The following is a 16,180-nucleotide window of genomic DNA, read 5'->3' as shown; positions in this document are numbered from 1 at the left end:
GATCCCCCCTTACAGAGGAACAGCCATGGGCATTATTGGAACCATTTTCATCGGCTTGATCGTTGGTCTGCTGGCGCGCTTCCTCAAACCGGGAGACGACAGCATGGGCTGGATCATGACCATCCTGCTGGGTATCGGCGGTTCGCTGGCGGCCACTTATGGCGGCCAGGCGCTGGGTATCTACCAGGCTGGCCAGGGCGCCGGTTTCATCGGTGCACTGGTGGGCGCGATCGTCCTGCTGGTGATCTACGGCTTCGTCAAGAAGAGCTGAACCACGCTACAAGCCCCCTCTGCCGTCCGCGCGGAGGGGAGCCTTTTTCTTCATCTGAAACTTCAACGCATCTGACGGTCTGGGCACTAGAATGCCCGGGTTTTCCCGTCCTTCCCTTTTGACCGAGCCACCCTCACATGCGCCGTCTTCTATTGACCTTTGTTCTGCTGGGCTGCGGCCTGGCCCAGGCTGGCGAACTGCCGGAAACCGATTGGCTGGAGCTGATGCCCAAGTCGGACCAGAAGGCCCTGGAGCAGATGCCGGAAATCGACCACAACTCCCCGGAAGCCAATGGCACCTTCACCGAAAAGGGCGGCCTGAAGCAGAGCAAGGGGTTGCCGGCGGTGATGTATTCCACCAAGACCGTGCCGGCCATGAATGACAAGCAGATCCGCATCGGCGGTTATCCGGTGCCGCTGGAAGCCGATGCAAAGGGGCGCAGCACGCTGTTCTTCCTGGTGCCGTACCCGGGCGCCTGCATCCACGTGCCGCCACCGCCGCCCAACCAGCTGGTGCTGGTGCGCTTTCCCAAGGGCTTGAAGCTGGACGACATCTACACGCCGCTGTGGGTGACCGGCACCCTGAAGATCGAAAAGGTCAGCAACGACCTGGCCGATGCCGCCTATGCCCTGGATGCGGCGAAGGTGCGGGTGGTCAAGGAATCGGATCTCTGAAGCGGCGCATTTGAACGCCGCTGAACGGTAGGAGCCGGCTTGCCGGCGAACGCGGTCTTGAGGGCCTCTTCGCTGGCAAGCCAGCTCCTACGAGGCAGGTGGAGTCAGAGCGGGGCGGCGCTGATGCTGACGCTCAGGGTGTGGCTGGCGCCCGGGGCCAGGGTGACGATGTCGTCCATCACGTTGGCGGTCTCGATACACAGCATGCGCTGCCAGCCGTCGTCGGCCATGTCGCTGAATTGGGCGGCGCGGTCGATCCAGGGGTTCCAGATCACCGCGGTGCGCGAGCCTTCGCTGCTCAGGCGGATCCGCCGTTGCCAGTCCGGATCGACGATCTCCAGCTGCGTCGGGGCGTTCAGGTAGATGCGGTCGGTCTCGCCGGTAAAGTGCAGGCTGCCGCTCTGGACCTTGGTCTTCCAGTCTTCCAGGGTTTCGATGTAGCTCAGCCCGTCCACGCCTTCGACCTGCACCTGGCGCACATCGCTGACCGCGAAGTAGCTGTGCAGCGCCTGGCTGATGCTCACGCTTTCAGTGCCCAGGTTGTGGCTGCTGAGGCTGATGTGCAGTTGCTGGTCGAGGCGGATGCTCAGGCGCGGTTCCACTTGATGGGGCCAGCCGGGAAAACCACCCGCGGGGCAGGGCAGGCGCAGCTCCACCAGCAGGCTGTCACCCTGGCTTTCGATGCCCAGCAGTTCCCAGTCGGTGGCCCGCACCAGGCCGTGGGCCGGCGCCGGGTCAGTGCCTTGGCGCATGGCCTGCACCGCCTGCGGGTTGCGGGCAAAGTTGCCGAACCAGGGCCAGCACACCGGCACCCCGGCGCGGATGCTCTTGCCGCGCTTGAACACGGCCTCGTCGTTGAGCCAGATCAGCGGCTGTTGCCCGGCCACTTGATAACTGAGGATGTGCGCGCCCTGCTGGGCCACCAGCAGTTCGGCGTCACCGTGGCGGATGCGCCAGCAGTTCAGTTCATCCAGTTTTACCGTTTCGACCTGGGGCGTAGGCATGCTGCTGTTCTCGTTCGCAAGGTGTGGGCTGCTATGGACCGCAGAACGGTCATCAGGTTTAGCGCGCGCGCGGCGGAACCGAGCGGGTGCGGCCACTGCCATCGATGGCGACGAATACGAACACCGCCTCGGTGACCTTGCGCCATTCGCTGGACAGCGGGTCGTCGCTCCACACTTCCACCATCATCTGGATCGAGCTGCGGCCGATCTCCAGGGTCTGGGTGTAGAAGGACAGCTGCGCGCCCACCGCCACCGGCACCAGGAACGCCATGCGGTCGATGGCCACCGTGGCCACCCGGCCGCCGGCCACGCGGCTGGCCATGGCGGTGCCCGCCAGGTCCATCTGCGCGACCAGCCAGCCGCCGAAAATATCGCCAAAGCCGTTGGTTTCACGGGGCAGTGCGGTGATTTGCAAGGCCAGGTCGCCTTGCGGGATTGGATCTTCTTGTTCGAGTTCTATCATGCCGGGGGGCCTCTGACCCGTGACGCTTCATGGGTACTTCAGGTGAATAGCCGTCTTCAGGAAAAACGATTCAGCCCGAACATACTACGTTCGTCACGTTCTTTCTAAGGCGTGCTAAAGGGAAACTCTGCGAAATCGACTGGCGCTGGCCAGGGCCAGGGGCGCGCAGCAGCGTTTTCGCACAGCAACCCTTGCCAGAAGCGGCTTTGCGCTTCGAGGTCTGCGAGTATATCGGTCGATAGACTCCGCGACGACCCGTCCAGTTCGCAAATTTGTGAGTCATTTGTGCGCCGCTGTGTACGCATTCGAACAATTTGCTATCGTGCCGAACCTGCCAGGCCCCAACCAGCGCTGTTGCGGCTTCCAGAACCGACTAATAAGAGAAGCCCTTGCCATGACCACTGTGCCCTCGAGCGCCGCGCAGCCTGCGCAACCCGCCCGTCCGCTGACCCGTAGTGACTACAAGACATTGTCCCTGTCTGCCCTGGGCGGGGCGCTGGAGTTCTACGACTTCATCATCTTCGTGTTCTTTGCCACCGTGGTCGGCAAGCTGTTCTTCCCGGCGGACATGCCCGAGTGGCTGCGCCTGATGCAGACCTTCGGGATCTTCGCGGCCGGTTACCTGGCGCGGCCCCTGGGCGGGATCGTCATGGCTCACTTTGGCGACCTGCTGGGGCGCAAGAAGATGTTCACCCTGAGCATCTTCATGATGGCGGTGCCCACCCTGATCATGGGCCTGTTGCCGACCTACGCGCAGATCGGCATGTGGGCGCCGATCCTGCTGTTGCTGATGCGGGTGATCCAGGGGGCGGCCATCGGTGGTGAGGTGCCCGGGGCCTGGGTGTTCGTTTCCGAACACGTGCCCCAGCGGCATATCGGCTATGCCTGCGGCACCCTGACCTCGGGCCTGACTGCCGGGATTCTCCTGGGGTCGCTGGTGGCCACTGCGATCAACAGCATCTATACCCCGGTGGAAGTGGCGGATTACGCCTGGCGGATCCCGTTCCTGCTGGGTGGGGTGTTCGGCCTGTTCTCGGTGTACCTGCGCCGCCTGCTCCACGAAACCCCGGTGTTCGCCGAACTGCAACTGCGCAAGGCCCTGGCCGAGGAACTGCCGCTGCGCACGGTGCTGCGTGATCACCGCGGGGCGATCGTGATTTCCATGCTGCTGACCTGGCTGCTGTCCGCCGGGATCATCGTGGTGATCCTGATGACCCCCACCGTGCTGCAGACGGTCTATAAATTCCCGGCCATCACCGCCCTGGAGGCCAACAGCCTGGCCATTATCTTCCTGAGCCTGGGCTGCGTGGCCTCGGGTGCCCTGGCGGACCGATTCGGTGCGGGCAAGGTGTTCGTGTTCGGCAGCGCCTTGTTGCTGGTCACTTCCTGGACCTTTTATCACGGCCTGCTGGACAACCCGCAGTGGCTGTTCCCGCTGTATGCCCTGACCGGCCTGTTCGTCGGCACCATCGGTGCGGTGCCTTATGTGATGGTCAAGGCGTTCCCGGCAGTGGTGCGCTTCAGCGGCCTGTCGTTTTCCTACAACCTGGCGTACGCGATCTTCGGTGGCCTGACGCCAATGGTGGTGACCTGGCTGCTCAAGGAAAGCCCCATGGGCCCGGCCTATTATGTTGCAATTATTTGCGGCATCGGCCTGCTGGTGGGGCTGTACCTGTGGGCCAAGGGCCGCTGACCACCACCCTGTAGCCGCTCAGGCCCTGGTGTGCGCTGAAGGGCGCCGCGACCCTGCGGGTCGATCGCAGCCTGCGGCAGCGGCTACAGAGGTTTTTATCGCCGAACAAAGAAAGGCCCGCTTGCGTTCAGGAATGCTGGCCTTTCATCTAATTGTCATATTCCGGACATAGAGTGTTCACACGGCCTACAGATACTTGGCCCCGACTTAACACACCCTATCTGCTAGGAGTAAGGCATGAAACTGAAGCGTTTGATGGCGGCAATGACCTTTGTCGCCGCTGGCGTTGCGACTGCCCACGCGGTTGCCGCTGTTGACCCTGCTATCCCGAGCTACACCAAGACCACTGGTGTGTCGGGCAACCTGTCCAGCGTCGGTTCCGATACCTTGGCGAACCTGATGACCCTGTGGGCCGAGAACTACAAAAAGGAATACCCGAACGTCAACATTCAGATTCAGGCCGCCGGCTCCGCCACCGCGCCACCCGCGCTGACCGAAGGCACCTCCAACCTGGGCCCTATGAGCCGCAAGATGAAGGACACGGAACTGGCGGCCTTCGAGCAGAAGTACGGCTACAAGCCAACCGCTATCCCGGTGGCCGTGGACGCCCTGGCCGTGTTCGTGCACAAGGACAACCCGATCCAGCACCTGACCATGGAACAGGTCGACGCGATCTTCTCCTCGACTCGTCTGTGCGGCGCCAAGGAAGAAGTGAAGACCTGGGGCGACCTGGGCGTGAAGGGCGACCTGGCCAACAAGCCGGTTCAGCTGTTCGGTCGCAACTCGGTATCCGGCACCTACGGCTACTTCAAGGAAGAAGCCCTGTGCAAAGGCGACTACAAGCCTAACGTCAACGAACAGCCTGGTTCGGCGTCGGTGGTGCAGTCCATCAGCTCCTCGCTGAACGGCATCGGCTACTCGGGCATCGGCTACAAGACCGCCAGCGTGAAGACCGTGGCCCTGGCCAAGAAAGGCAGCACCGACTTCATCGAAGACACCGAAGAAAACGCCCTGAACGGCAAGTACCCGCTGTCGCGCTTCCTCTACGTCTACGTCAACAAGGCCCCGAACAAGCCTCTGGCCCCGCTGGAAGCCGAGTTCGTGAAACTGGTCCTGTCCAAACAAGGCCAGGAAGTGGTCGTCAAAGACGGCTACATCCCACTGCCAGCCAAGGTGGCCGCCAAGGCACTGGCTGACCTGGGCCTGAAAGAAGGCGCATAAGCCGCCTCCGAAGGTCCGGGCTCCCCGGACCCTCTCGTTTTCGTAGGAGCTGGCCGGGCGGCGTTCCGCTTGCCAGGGAAAGCGCCTGAAATGGCGACCCAGGCTCAAGGCTGGTTCGTCGGCCTGCCGGCTCCTGCAACCTCATTTTCTGTCCGCTGCCGGCCCTGCCATGCGGCGGATTTGTTGCGTCACTGCATTGTCATCTTTCTGTCATACAGGATCGCTAGGGTGTGCGCATGAATGATCTGGCCAACTCCACCATGACTACGACTTCTCCCCCCAAGCGCATTGACTTCAATACGCCTGAACTGCAACGCAAGCGTCGCATCCGCGCGCTCAAAGACCGCCTGACCCGTTGGTACGTCCTTGTCGGCGGCCTCGCGGTACTGGGTGCTATAACCCTGATCTTCTTCTTCCTCGCCTATGTCGTCGCACCGCTGTTCCAGGGCGCCGAGCTGACCGCCAAGGACCCTCTGACTCCCGCCTGGATGCAGGACGCCGGCAAGCCGCTGATGTTCTCCCTGGAAGAGCAGAACCAGGTGGCCATGCGCGTCTCCGACAAGGGCCAGGCGCTGTTCTTCGACATCGACAGTGGCGCCGAGCTGCGCAAGGTCGACCTGCCGATCCCGGCGGGCGCCAGCGTCACCTCCATCGGCAAGGACCAGCCCGGCAACCCGCTGGTGGTGGTCGGCCTGTCCAACGGCCAGGCCCTGGTGTTCCGCCACACCTACAAGGTCAGCTACCCGGACGGCAAGAAGACCATCTCGCCGGCCATCGAGTACCCCTACGGCGAAACCCCGATCACCCTGAACGAGCAGGGCGGTGCCCTGGAGCACGTCAATCTCAATGCCAGCGATTCGTCGCTGATCGTCGCTGGTTCCACCGGGGCGCAGTTGCATGTGCTGAAGCTGACCCGCGAAGAAAACATGATGACCGGCGAGGTCACCAGCGAGCAGAGCCGCATCGAGCTGCCGCAGATGACCGAGCCGGTCAAGGCCATGTACATCGACCCGCGCCAGCAGTGGCTGTACGTGATCAACGGGCGCGCCCAGGCCGATGTCTTCAGCCTGCGGGACAAGAGCCTCAACGGTCGCTACAAACTGCTGGAAGACGCCGATACCGAAGTCACCGCCAGCACCCAGTTGGTGGGCGGCATCTCGCTGATCATCGGGACATCCAAGGGCGGTCTGGCCCAGTGGTTCATGGCCCGCGACCCGGACGGCGAGCTGCGCCTGAAGCAGATCCGCACCTTCCAGATGGGCACCGCGCCCATTGTTGAAATCACCGCCGAGGAGCGTCGCAAGGGCTTCGTTGCCCTGGACGCCGCCGGCAAGCTCGGGGTGTTCCACAGTACCGCCCACCGCACCCTGCTGGTGGACCAGGTGGTAGACGGCCAGGGCCTGTTCGGCCTGTCGCCACGGGCCAACCGGGTGATCGTCGAGGCCGGCGGCAAGCTGCAACCGCTGCTGCTGGACAACCCGCACCCGGAAGTGTCCTGGAGCGCGTTGTGGAGCAAGGTCTGGTACGAGAACTACGACGAGCCTAAATACGTCTGGCAATCCACCGCGGCCAACACCGATTTCGAACCCAAGCTTAGCCTGTCGCCCCTGACCTTCGGCACCCTGAAGGCGGCGTTCTACGCCATGCTGCTGGCGGCGCCATTGGCGGTGGCGGCGGCGATCTACACCGCCTACTTCATGGCACCGGGCATGCGCCGCAAGGTCAAGCCGGTGATCGAACTGATGGAAGCGATGCCGACGGTGATCCTCGGCTTCTTCGCCGGCCTGTTCCTCGCGCCCTATGTCGAAGGCCACTTGCCGGGCATCTTCAGCCTGCTGCTCCTGCTGCCGATCGGCATCCTGGTGGCCGGTTTCGCCTGGAGCCGCCTGCCCGAGTCGCTGCGCCTGAAAGTGCCGGACGGCTGGGAGAGCGCAATCCTGATCCCGGTGATCATTTTCGTCGGCTTCCTCTCGCTGTACATGAGCCCGTTCATGGAGAACTGGTTCTTCGGTGGTGACATGCGCATGTGGATCTCCCACGACCTGGGGATCACCTACGACCAGCGCAACGCCCTGGTAGTGGGCCTGGCCATGGGCTTTGCGGTGATCCCGAATATCTACTCGATCGCCGAAGACGCCGTGTTCAGCGTGCCGCGGGGCCTGACCCTGGGCTCCCTGGCCCTGGGCGCCACGCCGTGGCAGACCATGACGCGGGTGGTGATCCTCACCGCCAGCCCGGGGATCTTCTCGGCGCTGATGATCGGCATGGGCCGCGCCGTGGGCGAGACCATGATCGTGCTGATGGCCACCGGCAACACCCCGGTCATGGAAATGAACCTGTTCGAAGGCCTGCGCACCCTGGCCGCCAACGTCGCGGTGGAAATGCCCGAATCGGAAGTCGGCGGCAGCCACTACCGCGTGCTGTTCCTCTCGGCGCTGGTGCTGCTGCTGTTCACCTTCGTCATGAACACCCTCGCCGAGCTGATCCGTCAGCGTCTGCGCAAGAAATACTCGTCGCTTTAAGAAAGGTAGAAGTCTGTGAAACAGAACTCCCTAAAAGACTGGTTCAAGAGCGGCGCCCCCGGCGTCTGGATCAGCGGTGGCGCGGTGTCCATCGCGGTCATCATGACCATCGGCCTGCTGGCGGTGATCGCCGTGCGTGGCCTCGGCCACTTCTGGCCAGCCGACCTGGTGCACGCCAACTACGACGTTCCGGGCCAGGCCAACCACCTGGTTATCGGTGAAGTGGTGCAGAAGGAAGAAGTGCCCCGGGCGCGTCTGAAGAGTGCCGGCCTGCCGGTGCCCGACCAGGGCCCGGAGTTCATGACCCGCGAGCTGATCAAGGTCGGCAACCGTGACCTGAACGGCAACGACTTCACCTGGATCGTCGGCGAGTGGCTGACCAACCAGAGCTACCCCAAAGAGCTGATGGCCATCGAGCGCCGTGAGTGGGGCAACTTCTACGGCTACCTGGTCAACGTCAAGGAAAGCGGCAAGGTGATCGCCGAAGGCGAAGCCGCCTGGCCCGAGCTGCAAGCGCGGATCGACCGGGTGAACAAGCTGGCCGCCCAGCTCAAGACCCTGGAGAAATCCGACATCGGCGCCATCAACGCCGGCCTGGAACGCATCCGCCTGCACGGCCGCAAGCTGGAGCTGGACGGCAAGCTGGATGCCGCGGCCCAGGCCGACATGGATGCCGAGCGCGCCGAACTCAATGCCCGCTACCAGGACATCGAGGCGCGCCTGAGCGACCTGCACGCCCAGTTCAACCGCGACAGCCTGACCGCCCGTGATGCCAACGGCAAGGAAGTGGAGATCGGCCTGGGCAAGGTGGTACACGCCTACCAGCCGAACGCCATGGGCACTTTTACCAAGATCGGTTTCTACTTCAGCAAGGTCTGGGAGTTCCTCAGCGATGACCCGCGCGAAGCCAACACCGAGGGCGGTATTTTCCCGGCCATTTTCGGCACCGTGATGATGACCCTGATCATGGCCATGATCGTCACCCCGTTCGGCGTGCTGGCAGCGGTCTACCTGCGTGAATATGCCAAGCAGAACACCCTGACCCGGGTGATCCGCATTGCGGTGAACAACCTGGCGGGGGTTCCGGCCATCGTCTACGGTGTGTTCGGCCTGGGCTTCTTCGTCTACGTGCTGGGCGGCTCCGTGGACCGTCTGTTCTTCCCCGAAGCGCTGCCGGCGCCGACCTTCGGCACCCCGGGCCTGCTCTGGGCTTCCCTGACCCTGGCGCTGCTGGCGGTGCCGGTGGTGATCGTGGCCACCGAAGAAGGCCTGGCGCGGATTCCCCGCACCGTGCGCGAAGGTTCCCTGGCCCTGGGTGCGACCAAGGCCGAGACCCTGTGGAAGATCGTTCTGCCCATGGCCAGCCCGGCGATGATGACCGGGATGATCCTCGCGGTCGCCCGCGCTGCCGGTGAAGTGGCGCCGCTGATGCTGGTGGGTGTGGTGAAGCTGGCGCCGTCGCTGCCGCTGGACGGTAACTACCCGTACCTGCACCTGGACCAGAAGATCATGCACCTGGGCTTCCACATCTACGACGTCGGCTTCCAGAGCCCCAACGTCGAGGCGGCGCGGCCGCTGGTGTACGCCACCGCGCTGCTGCTGGTGCTGGTGATCGCCACCCTGAACCTGTCGGCGGTGTGGATCCGTAACCACCTGCGTGAAAAATACAAGGCACTGGACAGCTGATCGGCTGGCTTGTGTGGACGCTGGCTTGCGTAGGAGCTGGCTTGCCAGCGAAGGCGTCCGCAAGGGCGACACAAGGCCCGCAGGCCTCTTCGCCGGCAAGCCGGCTACTACAAACAGAATGATGTCGCCGCTGGCCTGATGCCTGCGGTTCACGACAAACGAATTGGTAGCACAGGGAGCATCCCATGCAACACGAAGCACACACTCATGGCATCAACATGTCCGCCCTGGGCCGCGACAAGCAGAGCCTGAGCCTGGAACAGGAAACCGTGGCCATCGAAGTGCCCGGCCTGAGCCTGTACTACGGCGAGAAACAAGCGCTGTTCGACGTCAGCATGAACATCCCCAAGCAGCGCGTGACCGCCTTCATCGGCCCGTCCGGTTGCGGCAAGTCGACCCTGCTGCGGACCTTCAACCGCATGAACGACCTGGTGGACGGCTGCCGCGTAGAGGGTGCGATCAACCTCTACGGCAACAACATCTACCGCAAGGGCGAAGACGTGGCCGAGCTGCGTCGCCGGGTCGGCATGGTGTTCCAGAAGCCCAACCCGTTCCCCAAGACCATCTATGAAAACGTGGTCTACGGCCTGCGCATCCAGGGCATCAACAAGAAGCGCGTGCTCGACGAAGCCGTGGAATGGGCCCTCAAGGGCGCGGCGCTGTGGGACGAGGTCAAGGACCGCCTGCATGATTCGGCCCTGGGCCTGTCCGGCGGCCAGCAGCAGCGTCTGGTAATCGCCCGGACCATCGCCGTGGAGCCGGAAGTGCTGCTGCTGGACGAACCCTGCTCGGCCCTGGACCCGATCTCGACCCTGAAGGTCGAGGAGCTGATCTATGAGCTCAAGTCCAAGTTCACCATCGTCATCGTGACCCACAACATGCAGCAGGCGGCGCGGGTTTCCGACTACACCGCCTTCATGTACATGGGCAAACTGGTGGAGTTCGGCGATACCGACACGCTGTTCACCAACCCGGCGAAGAAGCAGACCGAAGACTACATTACCGGGCGCTATGGCTAGAAAGCAGCTGCCAGCCGCAGGTTTCACGCGGCGCAACAGAGGCGGTGCGCGACATCCGGATCACTATTTAACTGCTTGAAGCTTGCGGCTTGAAGCTTGCAACTTTCGCGGAGCGAACACGATGATTTCGAAGGAAGGCTTAACCCATCACATCTCCCAGCAGTTCAATGCCGAGCTGGAAGAAGTACGCAGCCACCTCCTGGCCATGGGCGGGCTGGTGGAGAAGCAAGTCAATGACGCGGTCACAGCGCTGATCGAGGCCGACTCCGGCCTGGCCCAGCAGGTGCGCGAGATCGACGACCAGATCAACCAGATGGAACGCAATATCGACGAGGAATGCCTGCGCATTCTCGCCCGTCGCCAGCCGGCGGCCTCCGACTTGCGTTTGATCATCAGCATCTCCAAGTCGGTGATCGACCTGGAGCGCATCGGCGACGAAGCCACCAAGATCGCCCGCCGGGCCATCCAGCTCTGCGAAGAGGGCGAGGCCCCGCGTGGCTACGTGGAAGTGCGGCATATCGGCGACCAGGTGCGCAACATGGTGCGCGATGCCCTGGACGCCTTTGCCCGCTTCGATGCCGACCTGGCACTTTCGGTGGCCCAGTACGACAAGATCATCGACCGCGAATACAAGACCGCGCTGCGTGAGCTGGCCACCTACATGATGGAAGACCCACGCTCTATCTCGCGGGTTCTGAGCATTATCTGGGTGCTGCGCTCGCTGGAGCGGATCGGCGACCACGCGCGCAACATTTCCGAGCTGGTGATTTATCTGGTGCGCGGCACCGATGTTCGTCACCTTGGGCTCAAGCGCATGAAGCAGGAAGTTGAAGGTACCAGTGGCGAATCCGCTAATGTTCCGGATGAAACTGACGATAAGTAAGAGTGCCCGAGAAGAGCGCCCGGCCTTTTGGCCGGGCGTTTTTGTTTGTGCTCCTGGAAATTGAAAAGCAGCACCCGCGAACGAAAAGTCCCGGCGTGACTGAAGAGTTTTGGCAAAGTGCCATCAGCCAGCGTTATGCTTGCCGGGATTTTTAAAGGGGTGGTCGATGAGTAAGGTAAGTGTGTTGGTGGTGGATGACGCTTCGTTCATTCGTGACCTGGTGAAGAAGTGCCTGCGCAACTACTTCCCTGGCATCAAGATCGAAGACGCGATCAATGGCAAGAAGGCCCAGGCGATGCTCGCCCGTGAAGCCTTCGACTTGGTCCTGTGCGACTGGGAAATGCCGGAAATGTCCGGCCTTGAACTGCTGACCTGGTGCCGCGAGCAAGATGCGCTGAAGGCCATGCCGTTCATCATGGTCACCAGCCGGGGCGACAAGGAAAACGTGGTGCAGGCGATCCAGGCCGGGGTTTCCGGTTATGTGAGCAAGCCTTTTACCAACGAACAGCTGCTGACCAAGGTCAAGCAGGCGCTGAACAAGGTCGGCAAGCTCGATACCTTGATGAACAGCGCGCCGACCAAGATGAACTCGGCCTTTGGCAACGACTCCCTGAGCGCCCTGACTGGCGGCAAGCCGGCGGTGGTGGGGGCGGCTTCCGCTCCGGTCAATCCGTTCGCCAAACCGGCGGCTGCCGCCCCGGCTCCAGCTCCAGCGGCAGCAGCGCCGGCCCGCGGTTTGCTCAACAGCCCTCCGGTCAAGGCCCCGGCGCCTGCGGCAGCGGCCGGTGGTGGTCGTGGCCAGGGCCAACTGCGGCTGTCCAGCGGCAACCAGCAGTGTGTGATCAAGGCCCTGAGCATCAAGGAAGCCTTGCTGGTGGTGAAGCGCACCGACAGCCTGCCCCAGGTGCTGGAGAGCGCGGTGCTGGACCTGGAGCAGGGCGACAACGCCGAAGTGGCGCGGCTCAATGGCTACCTGCATGCGGTGGTGGCCTTTGAACCCAAGCCGGACAGCGAGTGGCTGCAGCTGACTTTCCGCTTCGTGGACCAGGATGCCCAGAAGCTCGACTACATCTCCCGCCTGATCGCCCGCGGCACCGCCCAGAAGCACTTCGTTCCAGGCGCCTGATCCTTGCCGGCCGCCTCGCTGTAGGAGCTGGCTTGCCAGCGAAGGCGCCCGCAAGGGCAGCACAAGGCTTGAAGGCCTCTTCGCCGGCAAGCCGGCTCCTACGGTGGCAGGTGCGTAAGCCGCGAGAACACCCTCTTGCTGTGTAGGAGCTGGCTTGCCAGCGAAGGCGCCCACAAGGGCAGAACAAGGCTTGAAGGCCTCTTCGCCGGCAAGCCGGTTCCTGCGGTGATGGGAGGCTGCGGAAATCTGCTGAAAACACTTTCCCACTGCGAGCTTTTGCCGGCCGCCGAGGCGGGCTGCTGCGTCATCCCGCTATCGAGCGAGCAACTCGCAACATAGGCTGTAACCCTCAAGCCACAAGGCGTGCTCCGCCCCCCTCGGTACTTTCCGCCGTACGTCAGATTAATTTCTTTGTGCTTGATTTATATCTGTTTGGATATAGATTTCAGGTGGCGCTCTTTATTGCTCATCCCTTGCGGCCATGCCTTGAAACAACCCGGCGCGACCGGTCCTGGCCGTGTTGATTAGCCTTGTTCCTGGTTATTAACAGGAGAGGTTCGATGCCCAGGCACAAGGATGTGGTGTTTGTCGGGAGCGCGCTGCGGGATCTCAGGGCATTCCCTGAAGATGCCCGTCGGGCCGCCGGTTTCCAGCTGGATCTGCTGCAGCAGGGCGAACAGCCCTACGATTGCAGGTCGGTGAAAACCATTGGCCCGGGCGTTTTCGAGATCAGGATTCATGAGGACTCCGGGGCGTTTCGGTTGTTCTATGTGGTCCGGCGGGCCGCGGCCATTTATGTGTTGCACGCGGTGCGCAAGACCACCCGCAAGACCGAGGCGCGGGATATCGAGCTGGCTCGTGCCAGATATCAGGAAGCAGGTTCACGCCATGACTGACCAACCGATCAACCAGCGCTTTGCCAGTGTCTGGGATGCCCTTGAAGCCACCCCCCAGGAGGCTGCCAACATGCGCCTGCGGGCCAAGCTGATGCTGGAACTGGGCAAGACCGTGCAGGCCTGGGGGGTGTCGCAGAAGGAGGCGGCCAGGCGCCTCAATATCACCCAGCCCCGGCTCAACGATGTGCTCAGCGGCAAGATCAACAAGTTCTCCCTTGATGCGCTGGTCAACCTCTGCGAGGCGGCGCAACTGGGGGTGGACATCCACTTCGACGCTGGCGGCATTGAACCCTTGGCGCCCGCCTGATTCATACAAGCTCCATATCAGGCTGCTAGCGTGATTCCACCCTCTGCCAAGAAGCTGCCGAATGTTTGTGCGCCTGCTGTTTTTCTGTGGATTGTCTTTAGCCGCCACGTCGCTGGCGGCGATGACTGTGTACAAGTCCATCGACGCCAATGGCGTGGTCTCCTACAGCGACCTGCCTTCGCCGGGGGGCCAGGAGTTCGTGTTCCGCGACCGCATGGTGGAGCACCTTGAGCGCCAGGTGCGCCTGGATATCCAGAAGCACAGGGGGGTGGATGCGGTGTATGTGCGCAATGACCTGTATGCCCCGGTGGAAGTGGAATTGAGCTTTGCCGGGTTGAACAATGTCAGCGGCGCTCCGGGGCAGCCGATCCGCCAGGTGCTGCCGGCCCGCAGCAGGCAGCGCCTGGCGCTGCTCACGGCGATTCGCGCCGACCAGCCTCTGAGCTATGCCCCCAGGTTCCGTTATTCCCTGGGGGATCCGGCAGGCGCCACCCAGGCCTATCGCTACCCGCTGCCCTGGCGTGGCGGGCCGTTTCGCCTGACCCAGGGCGCCAATGGCCAATACAGCCATTTCAGCCCCAAGAGCCGCTATGCGATGGATATCGCCATGCCGGTGGGGACGCCGATCATTGCCGCCCGGGGCGGGGTGGTGGTGAAGACCGAGAACGCCCAGAACGGGCGGGGCAATAACCCGGCGGGCAATTTCGTCCGGGTGCTGCACGACGACGGCACCATGGGCGTGTACCTGCATCTCAAGCAGGGTTCGGTCAGCGTGCGGGAGGGCCAGCGAGTGGCGGTGGGCAGCGCCCTGGGGCTGTCGGGCAACACCGGCAACAGCAGCGGGCCACACCTGCATTTCGTGGTGCAGCGCAATACCGGGTTGGGGCTGGTGTCGATTCCCTATCAGTTCAACCAGCCCCTGGGGGATTTGCCGAATTTTGCCCTGGGCAACCAATAACCTGCCCGTAGGAGCCGGCTTGGCGGCGAAAGGGCCGTCAATCCAGCATCAGCACCTTGGCCAGGATGATCTTCGGTCCCTTCATCTTCTTGATGATGATGCGCAGGCCTTCGACCTCCAGTACTTCTTCCTCTTCCGGCACCCGTTTCAGGGTTTCGTACACCAGGCCGGCGAGGGTTTCGGCCTCGATATGGTCCAGGTCGATGCCCAGCAGGCGCTCGACCTTGAACAGCGGGGTGTCACCGCGCACCAGCAGCTTGCCCGGCTGGTAGGCCAGGATGCCGCGCTCGGTCTTGCGGTGTTCGTCCTGGATATCGCCCACCAGCACTTCAAGCACGTCTTCCATGGTCAGGTAGCCAATGACCTTGCCGTCGGCTTCTTCCACCAGGGCGAAGTGCGAGCCGCCCTTGCGGAACTGCTCCAGCAACTGCGACAGCGGCATGTGCCGGGATACGCGCTCCAGCGGGCGGGTCAGCTCGGCCAGGTTGAACGACTCGGGAATGTGGTCCAGGGCCGCCAGTTCCAGCAGCAGGTCCTTGATGTGCAGCAGGCCGACGAATTCGTTGCGCTCGCTGTCGTAGACCGGGTAGCGGCTGAACTTGTGGCGACGGAACAGGGCGAGGATTTCCTTGAGCGGCGCGTTGAACTCGACGCTGATCAGGTCTTCCCGGGAATTGGCCCAGTCCACCACTTCCAGTTCGCCCATTTCCACCGCCGAGGCCAGTACGCGCATGCCCTGGTCGCTGGGGTCCTGGCCGCGGCTGGAGTGCAGGATCAGCTTGAGTTCTTCTCGGCTGTAGTGGTGTTCATGGTGCGGGCCGGGCTCGCCCTGCCCGGCGATGCGCAAGATGGTGTTGGCGCTGGCGTTGAGCAGGTAGATGGCCGGGTACATCAGCCAGTAGAACAGGTACAGCGGCACCGCCGTCCACAGCGACAGCAGCTCCGGCTTGCGGATCGCCCAGGATTTGGGCGCCAGCTCGCCGACCACGATGTGCAGGTAGGAAATGATGAAGAACGCGGTGAAGAACGACACGCCGCGGATCACTTCCGGAGAGCTCACGCCCAGGGCGCCCAGCAGCGGCTCCAGCAGATGGGCGAAGGCCGGCTCACCGACCCAGCCCAGGCCCAGGGAGGCCAGGGTGATGCCCAGTTGGCAGGCCGAGAGGTAGGCGTCGAGCTGGCTGTGCACGGTGCGCAGGATCTGCCCGCGCCAGCCGTTCTTGTGGGCAATGGCCTCGACCCGGGTCGAGCGCAGCTTGACCATGGCGAACTCCGCCGCAACGAAGAAGCCGTTGAGCAGGACCAGGATCAGAGCAAAAAGAATCATGCCGAAGTCGGCGAAAAGAGACGCGAGGGTAAAACCAGGGGAAGGGTCCATGATGGAGTTTTGCGGGTTCCGTGTATTCGAAAAGGAAGGAAATGCGGTGCCTGAAAGGCAGGCACAAGTTACGCAATGT

The 16,180-nt window shown here is 62.9% G+C and carries 15 protein-coding genes; 12 read left to right on the top strand and 3 right to left on the bottom strand.

The features are described 5' to 3' along the window. The first annotated feature begins 25 nt into the window (after nucleotides 1-25). Nucleotides 26-271, top strand: a complete 246-nt coding sequence (locus M2395_RS25680; RefSeq protein WP_011064289.1) for a GlsB/YeaQ/YmgE family stress response membrane protein — start codon at nucleotides 26-28, stop codon at nucleotides 269-271. 137 nt (nucleotides 272-408) lie between these two features. After that, entirely contained in the window at nucleotides 409-945 is a 537-nt protein-coding gene (locus M2395_RS25675; RefSeq protein WP_011064288.1) for a DUF3299 domain-containing protein, read from the top strand. A gap of 104 nt (nucleotides 946-1,049) precedes the next feature. Here the strand turns inward: M2395_RS25675 and M2395_RS25670 are convergent, their stop codons facing one another. Both M2395_RS25670 and M2395_RS25665 read right to left on the bottom strand, forming a co-directional pair. Then, nucleotides 1,050-1,949 carry a D-hexose-6-phosphate mutarotase gene (locus M2395_RS25670; protein WP_123431123.1) on the bottom strand — a complete coding sequence of 300 codons (900 nt, stop codon included), beginning with the start codon at nucleotides 1,947-1,949 and terminating at the stop codon, nucleotides 1,050-1,052. 58 nt (nucleotides 1,950-2,007) lie between these two features. Further along, a complete protein-coding gene (locus M2395_RS25665) occupies nucleotides 2,008-2,412 on the bottom strand; it encodes an acyl-CoA thioesterase (RefSeq protein WP_003229628.1) in 405 nt (134 codons plus the stop codon). Between the two features lie 394 nt (nucleotides 2,413-2,806). Between M2395_RS25665 and M2395_RS25660 the strand changes: the two genes are divergently transcribed. The 10 genes from M2395_RS25660 (at nucleotide 2,807) to M2395_RS25615 (ending at nucleotide 14,723) form a co-directional block, all read left to right on the top strand. After that, complete coding sequence (locus tag M2395_RS25660; RefSeq protein ID WP_019094638.1) at nucleotides 2,807-4,105, top strand: MFS transporter; 1,299 nt, start codon at nucleotides 2,807-2,809, stop codon at nucleotides 4,103-4,105. 237 nt (nucleotides 4,106-4,342) lie between these two features. After that, nucleotides 4,343-5,326: a phosphate ABC transporter substrate-binding protein PstS gene (locus tag M2395_RS25655; RefSeq protein ID WP_011064285.1), complete on the top strand. Its 984-nt coding sequence runs from the start codon at nucleotides 4,343-4,345 to the stop codon at nucleotides 5,324-5,326. A gap of 488 nt (nucleotides 5,327-5,814) precedes the next feature. Beyond that, nucleotides 5,815-7,848 carry an ABC transporter permease subunit gene (locus M2395_RS25650; RefSeq protein WP_174395861.1) on the top strand — a complete coding sequence of 678 codons (2,034 nt, stop codon included), beginning with the start codon at nucleotides 5,815-5,817 and terminating at the stop codon, nucleotides 7,846-7,848. 15 nt (nucleotides 7,849-7,863) lie between these two features. After that, on the top strand, nucleotides 7,864-9,534 hold the full coding sequence (pstA, locus tag M2395_RS25645; protein ID WP_011064283.1) for a phosphate ABC transporter permease PstA: 1,671 nt from the start codon (nucleotides 7,864-7,866) through the stop codon (nucleotides 9,532-9,534). A 185-nt stretch (nucleotides 9,535-9,719) separates the two neighbouring features. Further along, a complete protein-coding gene (gene pstB / locus M2395_RS25640) occupies nucleotides 9,720-10,553 on the top strand; it encodes a phosphate ABC transporter ATP-binding protein PstB (protein ID WP_011064282.1) in 834 nt (277 codons plus the stop codon). Between the two features lie 121 nt (nucleotides 10,554-10,674). Then, the gene (gene phoU / locus M2395_RS25635; RefSeq protein WP_011064281.1) at nucleotides 10,675-11,436 is read left to right on the top strand and encodes a phosphate signaling complex protein PhoU; all 762 of its coding nucleotides are present in this window, start codon (nucleotides 10,675-10,677) and stop codon (nucleotides 11,434-11,436) included. 166 nt (nucleotides 11,437-11,602) lie between these two features. Next, nucleotides 11,603-12,562: a response regulator gene (locus M2395_RS25630; protein WP_019093932.1), complete on the top strand. Its 960-nt coding sequence runs from the start codon at nucleotides 11,603-11,605 to the stop codon at nucleotides 12,560-12,562. Between the two features lie 560 nt (nucleotides 12,563-13,122). Further along, on the top strand, nucleotides 13,123-13,458 hold the full coding sequence (locus M2395_RS25625; RefSeq protein ID WP_053154609.1) for a type II toxin-antitoxin system RelE/ParE family toxin: 336 nt from the start codon (nucleotides 13,123-13,125) through the stop codon (nucleotides 13,456-13,458). Beyond that, the gene (locus M2395_RS25620; RefSeq protein ID WP_011064278.1) at nucleotides 13,451-13,765 is read left to right on the top strand and encodes a helix-turn-helix domain-containing protein; all 315 of its coding nucleotides are present in this window, start codon (nucleotides 13,451-13,453) and stop codon (nucleotides 13,763-13,765) included. Before M2395_RS25625 ends, M2395_RS25620 begins: the two co-directional genes overlap by 8 nt. Nucleotides 13,766-13,826: 61 nt before the next feature. After that, nucleotides 13,827-14,723 (top strand): M23 family metallopeptidase, encoded by an 897-nt coding sequence (locus tag M2395_RS25615; RefSeq protein ID WP_123431121.1) that lies wholly within the window; start codon nucleotides 13,827-13,829, stop codon nucleotides 14,721-14,723. A 37-nt stretch (nucleotides 14,724-14,760) separates the two neighbouring features. On the opposite strand, the gene M2395_RS25610 is transcribed toward M2395_RS25615, so the two are convergent. Beyond that, nucleotides 14,761-16,101, bottom strand: a complete 1,341-nt coding sequence (locus M2395_RS25610; protein WP_011064276.1) for a hemolysin family protein — start codon at nucleotides 16,099-16,101, stop codon at nucleotides 14,761-14,763. Nucleotides 16,102-16,180: the final 79 nt, after the last annotated feature.

It is taken from the genome of Pseudomonas sp. BIGb0176, assembly GCF_024810175.1.
Classification (GTDB): Bacteria; Pseudomonadota; Gammaproteobacteria; order Pseudomonadales; family Pseudomonadaceae; genus Aquipseudomonas; species Aquipseudomonas protegens.
Note: the sequence above shows the minus strand (reverse complement) of the source record. Positions and strands in the feature narration are given on the sequence as shown.